General features: G+C 70.7%; 15 protein-coding genes and 1 tRNA gene. 13 read left to right on the top strand and 3 right to left on the bottom strand.

The features are described from left to right. The first annotated feature begins 125 nt into the window (after positions 1-125). A complete protein-coding gene (locus Q9R08_RS07985) occupies positions 126-1214 on the top strand; it encodes a VIT1/CCC1 transporter family protein (RefSeq protein WP_308867369.1) in 1089 nt (362 codons plus the stop codon). An 81-nt stretch (positions 1215-1295) separates the two neighbouring features. Next, a tRNA-Leu gene (locus tag Q9R08_RS07980) sits at positions 1296-1380 on the top strand. Between the two features lie 59 nt (positions 1381-1439). Here Q9R08_RS07980 and Q9R08_RS07975 read toward each other — a convergent pair. Both Q9R08_RS07975 and Q9R08_RS07970 read right to left on the bottom strand, forming a co-directional pair. Next, entirely contained in the window at positions 1440-2042 is a 603-nt protein-coding gene (locus Q9R08_RS07975; RefSeq protein WP_308867367.1) for a response regulator, read from the bottom strand. Further along, positions 2039-3250, bottom strand: a complete 1212-nt coding sequence (locus Q9R08_RS07970; protein WP_308867366.1) for a sensor histidine kinase — start codon at positions 3248-3250, stop codon at positions 2039-2041. The genes Q9R08_RS07975 and Q9R08_RS07970 overlap by 4 nt, the downstream gene beginning before the upstream one ends. A 177-nt stretch (positions 3251-3427) precedes the next feature. Between Q9R08_RS07970 and Q9R08_RS07965 the strand changes: the two genes are divergently transcribed. The 3 genes from Q9R08_RS07965 (at position 3428) to Q9R08_RS07955 (ending at position 6243) form a co-directional block, all read left to right on the top strand. Further along, positions 3428-3970 (top strand): small multidrug efflux protein, encoded by a 543-nt coding sequence (locus tag Q9R08_RS07965; protein WP_308867364.1) that lies wholly within the window; start codon positions 3428-3430, stop codon positions 3968-3970. A 91-nt stretch (positions 3971-4061) separates the two neighbouring features. Beyond that, on the top strand, positions 4062-5363 hold the full coding sequence (locus Q9R08_RS07960) for a M20/M25/M40 family metallo-hydrolase (protein WP_308867363.1): 1302 nt from the start codon (positions 4062-4064) through the stop codon (positions 5361-5363). Positions 5364-5421: 58 nt separating this feature from the next. After that, positions 5422-6243: an undecaprenyl-diphosphate phosphatase gene (locus Q9R08_RS07955; RefSeq protein WP_308867361.1), complete on the top strand. Its 822-nt coding sequence runs from the start codon at positions 5422-5424 to the stop codon at positions 6241-6243. 122 nt (positions 6244-6365) lie between these two features. Here the strand turns inward: Q9R08_RS07955 and Q9R08_RS07950 are convergent, their stop codons facing one another. Beyond that, a complete protein-coding gene (locus Q9R08_RS07950) occupies positions 6366-7241 on the bottom strand; it encodes a PAC2 family protein (RefSeq protein WP_308867359.1) in 876 nt (291 codons plus the stop codon). Between the two features lie 91 nt (positions 7242-7332). Here Q9R08_RS07950 and Q9R08_RS07945 point away from each other — a divergent pair, with 91 nt between their 5' ends. From Q9R08_RS07945 to Q9R08_RS07910, 8 genes are all read left to right on the top strand, one after another. Then, complete coding sequence (locus Q9R08_RS07945; RefSeq protein ID WP_308867358.1) at positions 7333-8040, top strand: HAD family hydrolase; 708 nt, start codon at positions 7333-7335, stop codon at positions 8038-8040. Then, on the top strand, positions 8037-9065 hold the full coding sequence (locus tag Q9R08_RS07940) for a tRNA (adenine-N1)-methyltransferase (RefSeq protein WP_308867357.1): 1029 nt from the start codon (positions 8037-8039) through the stop codon (positions 9063-9065). The genes Q9R08_RS07945 and Q9R08_RS07940 overlap by 4 nt, the downstream gene beginning before the upstream one ends. A 9-nt stretch (positions 9066-9074) precedes the next feature. Then, entirely contained in the window at positions 9075-10040 is a 966-nt protein-coding gene (locus tag Q9R08_RS07935) for an FKBP-type peptidyl-prolyl cis-trans isomerase (RefSeq protein ID WP_308867356.1), read from the top strand. A gap of 44 nt (positions 10041-10084) precedes the next feature. Continuing rightward, on the top strand, positions 10085-11104 hold the full coding sequence (locus Q9R08_RS07930) for a helix-turn-helix transcriptional regulator (protein WP_308867355.1): 1020 nt from the start codon (positions 10085-10087) through the stop codon (positions 11102-11104). Further along, the gene (locus Q9R08_RS07925; protein ID WP_308867354.1) at positions 11101-12063 is read left to right on the top strand and encodes a helix-turn-helix transcriptional regulator; all 963 of its coding nucleotides are present in this window, start codon (positions 11101-11103) and stop codon (positions 12061-12063) included. Before Q9R08_RS07930 ends, Q9R08_RS07925 begins: the two co-directional genes overlap by 4 nt. A 67-nt stretch (positions 12064-12130) precedes the next feature. Beyond that, positions 12131-12376: a Sec-independent protein translocase subunit TatA gene (gene tatA, locus Q9R08_RS07920; RefSeq protein WP_308867352.1), complete on the top strand. Its 246-nt coding sequence runs from the start codon at positions 12131-12133 to the stop codon at positions 12374-12376. 66 nt (positions 12377-12442) lie between these two features. After that, positions 12443-13204, top strand: a complete 762-nt coding sequence (tatC, locus tag Q9R08_RS07915) for a twin-arginine translocase subunit TatC (RefSeq protein WP_308867689.1) — start codon at positions 12443-12445, stop codon at positions 13202-13204. Then, positions 13201-15723, top strand: a complete 2523-nt coding sequence (locus tag Q9R08_RS07910; RefSeq protein ID WP_308867351.1) for a DEAD/DEAH box helicase — start codon at positions 13201-13203, stop codon at positions 15721-15723. The genes tatC and Q9R08_RS07910 overlap by 4 nt, the downstream gene beginning before the upstream one ends. The last annotated feature ends 38 nt before the right edge of the window (positions 15724-15761 follow it).

Genomic DNA, 15761 nt, shown 5'->3' with positions numbered 1-15761 from the left:
CGCGGGCATCTGCCCATCCCGCCGCCGTTCGGAGCCCCGAAATGCTGGCAATCATCGATTTCGGGGCGGACGGCCTCGGTGCGGTGGCTAGCGTTGACGGGTCCCGCACCCCGACTGGAGGCTCCGTGAGCACGCCCCCCGCACCCACCGATCGCGACCGGCGCCGCTGGGCGACGTATCTCGTGAACGAGCGCGCCGAGGCACGCGTGTACCGCGAGCTGGCGGGTCGGCGCACCGGCGAGGAGCGCGAGATCCTCCTCGCGCTCGCCGAGGCGGAGGGCCGCCACGAGGCGCACTGGCTCGAGCTGCTGGGGGCGGAGCCCGCCCGGCTGCCGCGACCCGACGTGCGCACGAGGCTGCTCGGCTGGATGGCGAAGAGCTTCGGATCGATCTTCGTGCTGGCCCTCGCGCAGAACGCCGAGGCCCGCTCGCCGTACGACGACGAGCCCTTCGCGACCGCCACGATGGCGGCGGACGAGAAGGTGCACCACGAGGTGGTGCGCGGCCTCGCCGCGCGCGGCCGCCGCCGTCTGTCGGGCACCTTCCGGGCGGCCGTCTTCGGCGCGAACGATGGACTGGTGTCGAACCTCGCCCTGGTGATGGGCATCGGGGCGACGGGCGTGTCGAGCCAGTTCGTGCTCTTCAGCGGCATCGCCGGCCTCCTCGCCGGCGCGCTGTCGATGGGGGCGGGCGAGTTCGTCTCGGTGCGGTCGCAGCGCGAGCTCCTGGCCGCGACCGAGCCGAGCGACTTCGCCGACAGCGGCATCCCGCATCTCGACATAGACGCCAACGAGCTGGCGCTCGTGTACCGGACGCGCGGGATGCCGGAGGCCGAGGCATCCGCGCGCGCCCGGCGCGTCGTCGAGGCCGCGCGGGCAGCCGGGCAGGGAAGCGCCGACACCGGGCCGATCGTCGTCGCGGACCACGGCGAAGTGGTGGGCAGCGCCTGGGCGGCAGCGCTGTCGAGCTTCCTCTTCTTCGCCTCGGGCGCGATCATCCCGGTGCTGCCCTGGATCTTCGGGCTCTCGGGTCTCACCGCAGTCGTTCTCGCGCTGATTCTCGTGGGGATCGCGCTCATGTCGACCGGTGCCGCGGTGGGCCTCCTGTCGGGAGCTCCGCCGCTCCGGCGGGCGCTGCGGCAGCTCGCCATCGGATTCGGCGCCGCCGCCGTCACCTACGTGCTCGGGCTCCTGTTCGGAGTGTCGATGGGGTGACGCGCCCGGGCACCGGGCGATTCGTTGAACCTCCGGTGACGTGGTAATGTCATTCCTCGGTTGCGAAACCGGAAACCACTTGCGCGGGTGGCGGAATAGGTAGACGCGCTAGCTTGAGGTGCTAGTGCCCGTATAGGGCGTGGGGGTTCAAGTCCCCCCTCGCGCACAGAAGGTCGAAGGCCCCCGAAAGGGGGCCTTCGTCGTTGCGGCGGCACGCCGGCCGTTTCAGATCCAGCCACGCTCCTCGGCGAGCAGGACGGCCTGCTGGCGTGTGCTCACCGCGAGCTTGCTCAACACCGCCGACACGTGATTGCGCACCGTTCCGGGCGCGAGCGAGAGCGTGCGGGCGATCTGCCCGGTGGTCTCGCCGCGGCGTCCGGCACGGAGCACGTCGAGCTCGCGGTCGGTCAGCGGGCAGCGTTCGTCGCTCAGCGCGTCGGCGGCGACCTCGGGGTCGACGTAGCGTCCGCCCGCCGCGACACGTCGGATGACCTCCGCCACTTCGTCGGCCCCGCGCGACTTGGGCAGGAAGCCCGACACGCCCGACGCCAGTGCCCGCCGCAGCACGCCAGGGCGGGCGTGCCGCGTCACGACGATGCACCGCGTCGCGACGACGCGCGTCACCCGGGCGGCGACCTCCACGCCGTCCAGGCCCGGCATCTCGAGGTCGAGGAGGCAGACGTCGGGGGAGAGGCGCAGTGCTGCGGCCACGGCCGCGTCCCCGTCGGCGCACTCCGCGACGACCTCGATGTCGGGCTCGAGGCGCAAGAGGGCGGCGAGGGCGGAACGGATCATCGCCTCGTCGTCCGCGACGAGCACCCGGATCACCGGGATCCCTCCGCCGCGACAGGGACGCGCACCACGACGGCGAACTCCTGCGGTCGGCGCCGTATCCGGACGGACCCGCCGCCGTCCTCGACGCGACGGCCGATCCCGTCCAGCCCCGCGCCGTCGGCGCTCGGCGCGGCATCCGTGGCATCGTTCTCGATCTCGTAGCGCCAGGCCTCCGCGTCGCGCGTGAGCGAGAGACGCGCCCACCGGCCGCCCCCGTGCCGCAGCGCGTTGGTGGTGGTCTCGCGGATGACGGGACCGAGAACGGATGCCGGAGCCCGGTCCGCGTCGGCATGCACCGACACCTGCACCGACGTGCCCGCCGCTCGCAGCAGGTCGGCGGCGTTCTCGATCTCGACCGTCAACGGCACGGAGCGGAAACGCAGCGCGAGGTCTCGCGTGCCCTGTCGCGCCTCGTCGACGCTGCGCCGAGCGGCCTGCAGCTGCGTGAGAGCGGCGTCCGGATCCTTCGGCATGAGGCGTTCGGCGAGCTCCAGCTGTAGTGCGATCACCTGCAGGTGGTGACCCTGCAGGTCGTGAACGTCGGTGGCGACGCGCAACCGCTCCTGCGTCGCTGCGAGGCGGGATTCGGAGGCGCGGGCGCGGTCGACCGTCATGAGGACGTCCCACCACCACAGCGTCAGCACCGTCATGGCGGGAAGCGACACGGAGAAGAACCCGAGCAGCCACCACGTCGACCCCGCGCCGGGCGGAACGACCAGGCGGCCGTCGTTGAACCACAGGACGACGAGCAGGGCGGTCGCGGCGATCACCACGCGCAGCCGCATCCCCTGCGGCCAGTTGAGGAACATCGACGTCTGGACGAGGGGGACGACACCCAACAGCCACAACCCCGACACGAGCCCCGCGACGAGGCCGAAGCACGCCGCGATCACCAGCGCGACGAGGACCAGCGGCCGGGGAACGAATCGCTCGTGCTCAGTGCGCTGCCGGTACTCGCGCATCAGCAGGAAGGTCGAGACCCACCACACGAGGCCGCCGAGGCCGACCGTCGCGATGGCCGCGGTGCTGCGGCCCGCTTCGGTGAGCGCCCCCGTCCAGACCGCCACGATCATGAGCTCCAGGAACACCACCGCCGAGACGGTGTACCACCAGGTCGCGGTGATGCCGCGAGACAGGCGCAGCCTCCCTCGTCGCTGCGCCGCTGTCTCGGTGCCCGCGGGTGGCACGGGGGAGCCGGTCATGCGTCCCACCATAGGTCCATGACACATGTCATGCCCGAGACGTGCGAACCGCCCGGAAAGCGGTGACACCGCGGCACTTCCGGCATCACGGGGGTGGCGATGGACTCGTTGTGCGACGGACGATGCCGGGCACCGTCGCCATCGGATCCCGCCCGCAGCTGCCGTCAGGAGCACCTCATGAGTCTCGTCGACACCTTCCAGGACCTCGTCGCCCAGGTACCCGACCTCGTCCAGCCGCTCGTCATCGCGGCGGCGGCCGCCGTCCCGTTCATCGAAGGCGAGGGTGCCGCGGTGATCGGCATCATCGGCGGCATCCCTCCGGTGATCGCCGCCGTCGCCGCGATCGTCGGCAACTTCGTGTGCGTCGCGGTGCTCGTGCTGCTCACGGCGCGCACACGGTCGGCGGTCGTCACGCATGCCCGCGCGCGCCGTCTGACGGCCGCCGGCGGGGGCGACATCGTCGAGACGTCGCCGGCCGAGCCGGCCGGCGAGAGGACGACCGCACGGCGGGCGAAGTTCCAGCGGGCCCTCGAGCGGTACGGCGTGCCCGGCGTGAGTCTGCTCGGACCACTTCTGCTGCCCACGCAGTTCACGGCGACGATGCTCGCGGGAGCGGGTGTGCGAACCGCACGCATCCTGTTCTGGCAGGGGCTCGCGATCGTCGGATGGACGACGGTGCTGACGTTCCTCGTGGGCGGCGCCATGTACGCCGTGCACTGAGCCGTGGGCGCCGGCGGAAGACAGCGGCCGGCTGCCGCGAGGCGGCCGGGCGCGCCACGCGCCGGTCGTACGGTCCGGTAGGTTTGTCCGCATGCCTTCTCCCGACCCCGGCCTTCCCGAAGTCGCGTCGGTGGCACGGGATCTCATCCGCTTCGACACCACGAACCACGGCGGCGGCCGCGCCGCGGGCGAGCGCGAGGCCGCGGAGTACGTGGGCGCCTACCTGTCGGACCTCGGGCTGAAGCCCGAGTACTACGAGCCGATCCCGCGCCGGACCAACGTGATGGCGCGCGTCCCCGGGCGCAACCGCGACAAGCCGGCCCTCGTGCTGCACGGCCACCTCGACGTCGTCCCGGCCATCGCAGAGGACTGGAGCGTCGACCCGTTCGAGGGCGTCGTCCGCGATGGGATGCTGTGGGGCCGCGGTGCGGTGGACATGAAGGACATGGACGCCATGATCCTGACCTCGGTCGCGGACATCCTCCGCTCCGGCGGGCAGCCCGAGCGCGACCTCGTTCTGGCGTTCTTCGCCGACGAGGAGAACGGCGGTGTCGAGGGGTCCGCGCTCGTCGTCGAGAACCGTCCGAGCTGGTTCGAAGGCGCGACGGAGGCGATCAGCGAGGTCGGCGGCTACTCCATCCCGCTCGGCGATCGCCACGCGTACCTCCTCCAGGTGGGGGAGAAGGCCCTCGTGTGGATCCGGCTCGTAGCGCGCGCTCGTGCCGCCCACGGCTCCAGCTTCCACTCCGACAACGCGGTGACGCGTCTCGCCGAGGCCGTGGCAGCGCTCGGGCGCATCGCCTGGCCGGTGACGCTCACCGACACCACCCGCGAGATGACCGAGCGGCTGGCGGCGCTCACGGGGCAGGCGGCCGACGACCCTGACGCCGTCGCGGCGGCCGCGGGTGCGGCATCCGGATTCCTCCGCTCGACGCTGCGCACCACCACGAACCCGACCGGACTCGTCGCCGGCTACAAGCACAACGTCATCCCCGACCGCGCCGAGGCCCTGGTCGACGTGCGCGTGCTGCCGGGCACCGAGCAGGCCGCCCTCGCCGACATCCGCCGTATCGTCGGCGACGGCGTTGAGGTCGAGGTGGTCCACCAGGACATCGGCCTCGAGGTGCCGTTCTCGGGAGACCTCGTGGACGCGATGGTGGCGGCGCTCGGCCGGCACGACCCCGGCGCGCCGGTCGTGCCGTACCTCATGGGCGGCGGCACCGACAACAAGGCGCTGGCCGCGCTCGGCATCGCGGGCTACGGCTTCGCCCCGCTGCGCCTTCCGGCCGATCTCGACTTCACCGGAATGTTCCACGGCGTCGACGAGCGCGTCCCGATCGACGCGCTGGTCTTCGGCCAGGCTGTGCTCACCGACCTGCTCCGCACCTACTGAAGTCCCCGTCGGACACCGCGACAGCGCGGCATCCGTCAGGCCCGTCTGAAAGGCGCCCATGCTTCTCGAAGCGATCATCCTCGGCTTCGTCCAGGGACTGACCGAGTTCCTGCCGATCTCGTCCAGCGCCCACCTGCGCATCCTCGGCGAGTTCCTGCCGTCGGCGCAGGATCCCGGCGCCGCGTTCACCGCCATCACGCAGATCGGCACCGAGGCTGCGGTGGTCGTGTTCTTCTGGCGCGACATCGTGAGGATCATCGGGCACTGGTTCCGCGCCCTGTTCGGGCGGATCCCGCGCAACGACCCCGACGCGAAACTCGGCTGGCTCATCATCATCGGCAGCATCCCGATCGTCGTTCTCGGCCTCCTCTTCCAGGACCAGATCGAGACCGTGCTGCGGTCGCTGTGGATCACCGCCGGGATGCTGATCTTCTTCGGCGTGCTTCTCGGCATCGCCGATCACGTCGGAGCCAAGAAGCGCAAGCTCCAGGACATCACCATCGGCCACGGCGTGATCTACGGCTTCGCCCAGTCCCTCGCGCTCATCCCCGGTGTCTCGCGCTCGGGCGGCACCATCACCGCCGGTCTCTTCATGGGATACGAGCGCGCGGCCGCCGCCCGCTACGCGTTCCTGCTCGCGATCCCGGCCGTCTTCGGCAGCGGCTTCTTCCAGCTGTTCAAGAGCCTCGACGAGCCGGGCGTGTTCACACTCGGTGAGACGGCCGTGGCGACGGGTGTCGCGTTCATCGTGGCGCTGGGCGTGATCGCGTTCTTCATGAGCTGGATCTCGAAGCACAGCTTCCTGCCCTTCGTGGTGTACCGCGTCGCGCTGGGCTCGCTGCTCCTGGTGCTGCTCAGCATGGGCGTCATCAACCCGTAGCGGCTACCTGTCGCAGAAGCCGCGATCCGGTCCCTGAGTTCGTCGAACGGCGCTTCGACGGGCCCAGGGGCCGGAGTGCGGTCCGCGGTCGCCTCAGCGACCGTGCGGAAGACGGATGCCGCTCAGCGGCGCGGGTCGTCGCGTCCGGGCTTGCTCGGCCCGTCACCGGGCTTCCCGTCGGTGCGGCGCAGGTAGCGCTCGAACTCCTGCGCGATCGCATCGCCCGACGCCTCGGGCGAGTCCCACGTGTCACGGGTGCGCTCGAGCTGGTGGATGTACTCAGTCATCTCCTCGTCGTCGGCCGCGGCCGCGTCGATCGAGGCTTCCCAGGCCGCCGCCTCGGTGGCGAGATCGCCGCGGGGGACCGGCGCGCCCGTGAGGTCTTCGAGCTTGTCGAGGAGCGCGAGCGTCGCCTTGGGCGAGGGCGTGTGTCCGGCGACGTAGTGCGGGACGCTCGCCCACAGGCTGGCCGTCGGGATGCCGGCGCGCTCCGCGGCGTCGCCGAGCACGCTCAGGATGCCGACCGGCCCCTCGTACGAGCTGCGCTCGAGTTCGAGGGCGCCGCGCAGGTTCTCGTTGTCGCTGCCCGCGAACACGGAGATCGGGCGCGTGTGCGGCACGTCCGACATCATCGAGCCGATCGCGACGAAGCCCGTGATGTCCTCCCGCAGCGCCATGTCGATGAACTCGGACGAGAACGCCTGCCACGCGCGGGCCGGCTCGACTCCCGTCAGCAGCCACAGCTGGGTGCCGCGGGTGGCGCGCGCCGGGCGCAGCAGCGAGGCCTCCGGCCAGCGGAGCGTGCGGCGTCCGTCGCCGTCCGCGGCGATGTGCGGGCGCGTGTACTGGTAGTCGAAGTAGAGCTCGGGATCCACCGAGAAGACGGTCTCGTACGACCCGCCCTCGCGCAGCTGCGTGATGGCGGACGACGCGGCTTCGCCCGCGTCGTTCCACCCATCGAATGCGGCGACGAGAACACGACGACCCAGTCCGTCCACGGGACCCCCTCCGCCCGCATCGGCCGCGGGCTCCATCCAGGATATGCCCCCCTCTCCACGGAGGGCCGGAGCCCTCTCGTAGGATTGCACGGTGAATGAGCCCCGCCTCTCGGCCGTCCTGTGGGATATGGACGGCACCCTCGTCGACACCGAGCCGTATTGGATGGCGGCGGAGACGCCGCTCATCGAGAGCTTCGGCGGGACGTGGTCGCACGAGCAGGCGCTCGGCCTGGTGGGCCTGGGGCTCGAGGATTCGGCGCGCATCCTGCAGGGGACGGGGGTGCGCATGAGCACCGACGCCATCATCGATCACCTCACCGACGACGTCATGCGCCAGCTGAACGTCACGGGGGTGCCGTTCCGTCCCGGTGCGCGCGAGCTGCTCGCGAACCTCCGCGATGCCGGCATCAAGACGGGCCTCGTGACGATGTCGATGCGGCGCATGGCGCAGACGGTCGTCGACCTCATCGACTTCGAGGCCTTCGACGTCGTGATCGCGGGCGACGACGCGACCCGCCCGAAGCCCTTCCCCGACCCGTACCTGCAGGCGTGCGAGGCGCTCGGCGTGGCGCCGCACGAGACGGTGGCGATCGAGGACTCCCCGAACGGCCTGCGCTCGGCCGTGGCATCGGGCGCCGCCGTGATCGGCGTGCCGCTGATGGTCTCGCTCACCGGGGCCGGCGCGCACACCCTGTGGGACACGCTCGACGGACGCACCGCCGACGACGTCATCGCCTTCCACGCGGCGCACCGCGCACGCGTCCACGCTTCCGACCCGGCCGAGGAGATCGCCCGATGACCGAGAACCTCGCCACCGCCGCGGCACGACCGAGCGGCCCCTTCCGTCTTGGCGACCGCGTCCAGCTCACCGGCCCCAAGGGTCGGCTCCACACCATCACGCTGCGCGCGGACGGCGAACTGCACACGCATCACGGCGTCCTCAAGCACACGCAGCTCATCGGCCAGCCGGACGGGTCGGTCGTGGCCAACAGCGGCGGCCACGAGTACCTCGCCCTGCGCCCGCTGCTACGGGACTTCGTGATGTCGATGCCGCGCGGCGCCGCCATCGTCTACCCGAAGGACGCCGCCCAGATCCTCGCCGAGGCCGACATCTTCCCGGGTGCCACGGTGGTGGAAGCCGGGGTCGGATCGGGAGCGCTGTCGCTGTGGCTCCTCCGCGCGATCGGCGACCACGGGCGCCTGGTGTCGTTCGAGCGTCGTGACGACTTCGCCGCGGTCGCCCGCGCGAACGTCGAGACCTTCATCGGCGAGGTCCCCGCCAACTGGGATGTGGTCGTCGGCGATCTCGCCGAGGAGCTCACCGAGACGGTGGCACCCGCATCCGTCGATCGCGTCGTCCTCGACATGCTGGCCCCGTGGGAGTGCATCGACGTGGTCGCCGAGGCGCTCACGCCCGGTGGCGTGGTCGTCTGCTACGTCGCGACCGCGACCCAGCTGAGCCGCGTCGCGGAGTACATCCGCGGCACCGGGCTGTTCACCGAGCCCGACGCGAACGAGACGATGGTGCGGGGCTGGCACGTCGAAGGGCTGGCCGTGCGTCCGGACCACCGCATGGTCGCCCACACCGGCTTCCTGATCTGGGCGCGCCGCCTCGCACCGGGGGCCGTCGCACCGGAGGTCAAGCGGCGGGCTTCGAAGTCCAGTTACGGGGACGAGGACGTCGAGCTGTGGACGCCCGGGGCGGTCGGCGACCGGCAGATCACCGACAAGAATCTGCGCAAGCGCGTCCGCGAGGCCGAGCGCGCTGCGGAGGGCGCTCGTCAGGCGGCGGGACGCGCGGGCGAGCCCGACGGCACCGCCTAGACTGTTCCGGTGCGCAAGATCCCCGCTGCCCTCGCCGTCCTGGGACTGGTGACCGTCGGCCTGGCCGGATGCTCGATGCCCGGCTCGTCGTCCGACTGCTCCCGTCCCGCCGTGTCCGACGCCGACGTCATGGACCTCATCGACGTCACCGGCGACACCGAGGACCAGCCCGAAGTCGACGTGTACACGCCGCTGCATGCGCCGCACCTCGCCTACGAGGACGTCGTCACCGGTGAGGGCACGCCGATCACCGCGCAGAACCAGCTCATGGTGGTGGATGTCGCGCTGTTCAGCGGCACGACCGGCGAGCCGATCGTGGCGACCGCGTACGACGGCGACCTGTCGCGGGTCTCGTCGCCGGATCAGTGGACGACGAACTTCCCGGGCTTCGAAGAAGCCCTGCAGTGCGCCACCGAGGGCTCGCGCATCGCGGTCGCGATGTCGCCCGACGACATGTCGCCCGACGTCTCGGTCGGTTTCGGCCTCGACGAGGAGGACACCGTCGTCGCCGTCATCGACCTGCGCAAGGTGTACCTGCCCGCTGCGGACGGCCAGAACCAGTTCAACAGCGGCTTCGGCCTGCCCACCGTGGTGCGTGCGCCCGACGGCCAGCCCGGCCTCATCATCCCCGACGGCACCCCGCCGACCGATCTGGTCGTCCAGACCCTCAAGAAGGGCACCGGCGAGACGGTGACCGGCGATGCGCCGGTGCGCGTCCACTACAGCGGTGTCGTCTGGGGTGAGGACGAGACGTTCGACAGCACATGGGGCGACCAGCCCGCGTCGGTCACCGCCGACTCGGTCGTCCCCGGTTTCGCCAAGGCGCTCGAAGGTCAGACCGTCGGCTCGCAGGTGCTGGTCGTCGTCCCGCCCGACCAGGGCTACGGCGACGACGCGAACGGCGCCGTGCCGGCCGGGTCGACGCTCGTCTACGTCATCGACATCCTCGGCGTCGACGTCCCGCCGGCGGAGTGACCGGGGTCCGCGACCCGGGTCGCGGGCGGCTCTAAGATAGGCGGGTGCCTGCCACTGCCGCCGCGAAGATCCCGCCCGAGGAGCGCCTTGTCAACCTCGTGGTGGCCCTCATCGCGACCGACCAGGGGCTGACGAAGGACACGATCCTGACCTCCGTCGCCGGATACCGCGAGCAGAGCGAGGCGGGCGCGTCGAAGGACGCGCTCGAGAAGATGTTCGAGCGTGACAAGGAGTCGCTCCGCGGCCTCGGCGTGCCGATCGAGACGATCGGCGACTGGGCCGACCCCGATGACCTGCGCGAGGCGCGCTATCGCGTGCCGAGCGCCGAGTACGAGCTGCCCGAGGACATCGAGTTCACGCCCGCCGAGCAGGCGCTCCTCACACTCGCCGGCGGCGTGTGGAGCCAGAGCTCGATGTCGGACGACGCCCGCAGCGGTCTGCGCAAGATCCGCGCGCTCGGCGACCTCGTCGACGAGCCCATCATCGGATTCTCGCCGCGCCTCAGCCTGCACGATCCCGCCTTCCCCGGGCTGCAGCAGGCGATCGAGTCGAGCCGCGTGGTCACCTTCCCGTACCTCAAGCCGGGGGAGGAGGCTCCTCGCATCCGGCGCGTGCAGCCTCTGGCGCTCATCGAGTACGAGGGCCGCTGGCACGTGTTCGGCATCGACCTCGACGTGCGCGCCGACCGCACCTTCCTGCTCCAGCGCATCGTCGGGCCCGTCACCCTCACGCGCACCTCGTTCGACCCGGCGCTGCGCGAGGGCGCAGGGGAGCGTGCGCTGGCGGGCCTCGACGAGGTCGCCGCCCGCAATTCAGCGCTCCTCGAGGTCAACCCCGGCACCGAGGCCGCGCTGCGGCTCGCCCGCCGCGCGAAGCCGGCCGAGCAGGGCATCCGCGTGCCGTATGTCGACGCCCACATCTTCGCCGACGAGCTCGCCTCGTACGGGCCCGAGGTGCGCGTCGTCGCGCCCGCCGACCTGCGCGACCGCGTGATCGACCGCCTCGCCGCCACACGCGACCTGCATGCCGGAGCGTCGACTGACATGAGGAGCAGCCGGTCATGACGGCCCGTAAGCCACTGGTGGCGACCGATCGCGCCGCGCTCATGCTGCAGCTGGTGCCGTACCTCATCGGCAAGGGCGAGGTCTCGCTCGCCGAGGCGGCCGACGAGTTCGACGTCGCACCCGAGCAGATGCGGTCGATGGTCGAGAAGCTGACCGTCATCGGCCTTCCCGGCGACCGGGGCTACTGGCAGATGTCGAACGACCTGTTCGACATCGACTGGGACCTCCTCGACGAGCGCGACCTCATCGTCATCACGAACTCTGTCGGCCTGGAGCGGTCGCCGAAGCTCACGGCCCGAGAAGCCGCCGCGCTCCTCGCGGGCCTGCAGCTGGCGCGCTCCATCCCGGGCGTGGGAGACACCGAGCTCTACGCGGGGCTGCTGGCAAAGCTGGCACGCGGAGCATCCGCCACGCCGGCGGAGGTGATCCTGGCTCCCGAGCCGGTCGATGCCGTGCGAGACCTCGTAGCCGACGCGCTGCGTCGTGGCGTCGCCGTCTCGTTCACCTACAAAGCGCCGGACGCCGCCCCCACGACCCGCACCGTCGACCCGGTCAAGGTGCACATCGCGAGCGGGCAGTGGTATCTGCAGGGCTGGTGCCATCTGCGTGAGGCGATGCGCACGTTCCACCTGGACCGCGTCAGCGACCTCGAACTCACCGGCATCCCGAGCACTCATGCGGGAGAGCAGGCGCCCGACTGGTTCGACACCGACGCCGGAGACGTCGTCGCACGTATCCGCTTCCCCGAAGAAGTCGCACCGCTGCTCGGCGACTACCTCGACCGCGCGACGCTCGAGACGTCCGGCGGGGTCACGATCGCCACCATGCGGGTCGCTGACGAACTGAGCCTGCGCCGTCTCGCGGCACGACGCGGAGGCGCCGTCGAGGTGCTCGAGCCCCCCGGCGCGCGCAGGGCCGTGGCGGAGTGGGCCGAAGCCGGGTTGGCGCAATACCGCTGAGGGCGGCTCGGAGCCGCCGTCACAGGGTTACACTGGAGCCACATCCGCACCGACAAGGAGACTCCGCATGGGCGCATTCGGATGGCCGCATCTTCTGATCATCCTCGCGGTGATCCTGCTCCTCTTCGGGGCTGCAAAGCTGCCGGCTCTCGCCAAGAGCCTCGGTCAGTCCGCCCGGGTGTTCAAGGGCGAGATGAAGGCGATGAAGGAGGACGACTCCTCGGCCAAGTCGAAGGCCGAGAACGTGTCGTCGGAAGCTCCGAAGGCCGAAACTCCGGCGAGCTCGAGCAGCACCGCAGACCCGTCCTCCTGACCCGGCGTGGTCACCACGGATCCACCGCGCATCGAGGAGCCCGAGCAGCCTCGGCGCGATAAGCGGATGTCCCTCGGCGGGCATCTGCGCGAACTGCGGAAGCGATTCTTCATCGCGGCAGCCGGCCTCGTCGTCGGCATGGTGGTCGCATTCCTCATCAGTGGCTGGGTGATCGACCTTCTGTCGCAGCCGATCGTGGAGATCGCGGGGGAGCGGGGCGACCAGTACATCGCCCTCAACTTCACGACCGTCTCGAGCGGCTTCGATCTGCACATGCGCATCGCCTTCGCGATCGGGCTGCTGATCTCGGCGCCGGTGTGGCTGTGGCAGATCTGGGCGTTCATCATGCCCGGACTCACCCGCAAGGAAGTCCAGTACACGGTCGGCTTCCTGGCCGCGGCGATCCCGCTCTTCATGGCCGGCCTCTACGTCGGCTGGCTGATCATGCCGCACATGGTCGTGCTGATGTCGAACTTCGTGCCGAACGACCAGGGCATCGCGCAGTTCTACGACTACGCCACGTACTACGACTTCGTCTTCAAGCTGCTGCTGGTGATCGGCGTCTCGTTCGTGACCCCGGTGTTCCTCGTCGCCCTCAACCTTGCGGGCGTGGTCTCGGGCCGCGACATCCTGAAGGGCTGGCGCGTGGCGATCATCATCATCACGGTCTTCGCCGCCGCGGCGACTCCCGCCGCCGATGTCACCTCGATGCTGCTTCTCGCGGGGATCCTCTGCGTGCTGTACTTCGCCGCGGTCGGGCTGTCCATGCTGTTCGACCGCCGCAAGGCGAAGCGCGCCGCCACGCTCCTGCCGCCCGAGGCGCCGTGAGCGACCCCGCTCCCGCCGAGCGCTATGCGCGAGCCAGCGCATCCGCCCGGCTCGACCGCACGCACCCCCTGACGGCCGCGTTCGCGGAGTCCCAGAGGTTCACGCTCGACCCGTTCCAGATCGAGGGATGCCGTGCGCTCGAAGACGGCCGGAGCGTTCTGGTCGCCGCGCCCACCGGCGCCGGCAAGACGATCGTCGGCGAGTTCGCCGTGCATCTGGCCATGCAGACGCCGGGCGACAAGGCGTTCTACACGACGCCGATGAAGGCGCTGTCGAACCAGAAGTTCCGCGAGCTTCAGGACGTCTACGGCGCCGATGAGGTGGGTCTTCTCACAGGGGACACGAACATCAACGGCAACGCGCGCATCGTCGTCATGACGACAGAGGTGCTGCGCAACATGCTCTATGCCGACTCCCCGGCGCTCCGCGGCCTTCGGTACGTGGTCATGGACGAGGTGCATTACCTCGCCGACCGGTTCCGCGGCGCGGTGTGGGAAGAGGTCATCATCCACCTCGCGCCGGGCGTGCGACTGGTGTCGCTGTCGGCGACCGTGTCGAACGCCGAGGAGTTCGGCGACTGGCTCGACACCGTGCGCGGCGACACCGAGGTGATCGTCTCCGAGACCCGCCCGGTTCCCCTGGAGCAGCACGTGCTGGTGCGCGGCGACCTCCTGCCGCTGTTCGACGACCGTGCCGGCATCGCGACGGCACAGGTCAACCAGGAGCTCATGCGCATCCGGTCGTTCAAAGGCCCGAACTTCGAGAACAACCGGCGCGCGCAGCAGCTGCGCAGCGGCGACCGCGGCGAACGCGCTCGCTACGCGGGCGGCGGGTACGAGGCATCCCATCGTCGTCCGAGCCGGGGCAACAAGCGCCCGGTGCGCTCGGCGAACGTGCAGCGCATCGAGCGTCTCGATCGCCCGGACGTCGTCGAGCTGCTGTCGCGGGCGAACCTGCTGCCGGCGATCTTCTTCATCTTCAGCCGCGTGGGCTGCGACGCAGCGGTGCAGCAGGTCCGGCGTGCCGGCGTGCGCCTGACGTCGCAGGATGAACGCCGCGAGATACGCGCGGTGATCGAGGAACGCACCCGCACCCTTCTCGAGGAGGACCTCGCCGTCCTGGGCTTCTGGGAGTGGCGCGAGAACCTCGAGCGGGGCGTCGCCTCCCACCATGCCGGGCTGCTGCCCGCGTTCAAGGAGGTGGTCGAGGAGCTCTTCCAGCGCAAGCTCGTGAAGGTCGTGTTCGCGACCGAGACTCTCGCGCTCGGCATCAACATGCCCGCCCGCACCGTGGTGCTCGAAAAGCTCGAGAAGTTCAACGGCGAGGCGCGCGTCGCCATCACGTCGGGGGAGTACACCCAGCTCACGGGCCGCGCGGGGCGTCGTGGCATCGATGTCGAGGGCCACGCGGTGATCCAGTGGACCGAGGCGCTCGACCCGCAGGCGGTCGCCGCGCTGGCGTCGCGGCGCACGTACCCGCTGAACTCCAGCTTCCGTCCGACCTACAACATGGCGGTCAACCTCATCGACCAGTTCGGGCGGGCGCGGGCGCGCGAGATCCTCGAGTCGTCCTTCGCGCAGTTCCAGGCCGATCGGGCGGTGGTGGGCCTCGCCAGGCAGGTCCGGGAGCAGGAGGAGTCGCTCGCGGGGTACGAGAAGGCGATGACGTGCGATCGTGGCGACTTCGCGGAGTACTCCGGCATCCGCCGCGAGCTGAGCGATCTCGAGAAGGTGAACCGCAAGGACGTCAGCGCCTCGCGGCGCACGCGCGACGAGCGGCAGCGCCAGATCTCCAGCCTGCGCAAGCGCATGCAGCGGCATCCGTGTCATCAGTGCCCGGACCGGGAGCATCACGCCCGCTGGGCCGAGCGCTACTGGAAGCTCAAGCGCGAGATCGACAAGATGCGGCGTCAGATCGACACCCGCACCGGAACGGTGGCGCGGATCTTCGACCGCGTCGTCGACGTGCTGGGGGCGCTCGAGTACGTGGCGATCGCCGACGACGGGGTCACGACGCTCACCCCCGCCGGTCGCACGATGCGACGCATCTACGGCGAACGCGATCTGCTGGTCGCCGAGTCACTGCGCCGGGGGATCTGGAAGGACCTGGATGCCGCCTCCCTGGCGGCCCTCGCCTGCTCGCTGGTGTACGAGCCGCGCCGCGACGATGCCGGGCCGGGGGAGCGCGGGCTGCCGCGCGGGGCGTTCCGGCCGGCGTTCGAGGCGACGACGTCGCTGTGGCAGGAGCTCGACGACCTCGAGCGCGAGCACCGGCTCCCCGGAAGCGAGCCCGTCTCTGCGAGCCTGGTCCAGGCGATGCACACGTGGGCGCGCGGCGGCATGCTGGATCGCGTGCTGACCGAGGCCGACATGGCCGCGGGCGACTTCGTCCGCTGGGCGAAGCAGACGATCGACCTGCTCGACCAGCTGTCGATCGTCGCCGACCAGCCCGTCGCGAGCACCGCCCGCAAGGCGCTGGATGCCGTGCGTCGCGGCATCGTCGCCTATTCGGCCGTCTGACCCTGCGGCCGCAGAGCATCGTCGTCACGCTCGCTTAG

The sequence above is a fragment of the Microbacterium psychrotolerans genome, assembly GCF_031085295.1.
Lineage (GTDB): Bacteria > Actinomycetota > Actinomycetes > Actinomycetales > Microbacteriaceae > Microbacterium > Microbacterium psychrotolerans.
This window is presented reverse-complemented; position numbering and strand designations above follow the sequence as displayed.

Excerpts from the sequence above, each read along its gene's own strand:
- Q9R08_RS07970 (WP_308867366.1), bottom strand. The coding sequence starts at position 3,250 with ATGACCGGCTCCCCCGTGCCACCCGCGGGCACCGAGACAGCGGCGCAG.
- Q9R08_RS07965 (WP_308867364.1), top strand. The coding sequence starts at position 3,428 with ATGAGTCTCGTCGACACCTTCCAGGACCTCGTCGCCCAGGTACCCGAC.
- Q9R08_RS07960 (WP_308867363.1), top strand. The coding sequence starts at position 4,062 with ATGCCTTCTCCCGACCCCGGCCTTCCCGAAGTCGCGTCGGTGGCACGG.
- Q9R08_RS07955 (WP_308867361.1), top strand. The coding sequence starts at position 5,422 with ATGCTTCTCGAAGCGATCATCCTCGGCTTCGTCCAGGGACTGACCGAG.
- Q9R08_RS07940 (WP_308867357.1), top strand. The coding sequence starts at position 8,037 with ATGACCGAGAACCTCGCCACCGCCGCGGCACGACCGAGCGGCCCCTTC.
- Q9R08_RS07925 (WP_308867354.1), top strand. The coding sequence starts at position 11,101 with ATGACGGCCCGTAAGCCACTGGTGGCGACCGATCGCGCCGCGCTCATG.
- tatA (WP_308867352.1), top strand. The coding sequence starts at position 12,131 with ATGGGCGCATTCGGATGGCCGCATCTTCTGATCATCCTCGCGGTGATC.
- tatC (WP_308867689.1), top strand. The coding sequence starts at position 12,443 with ATGTCCCTCGGCGGGCATCTGCGCGAACTGCGGAAGCGATTCTTCATC.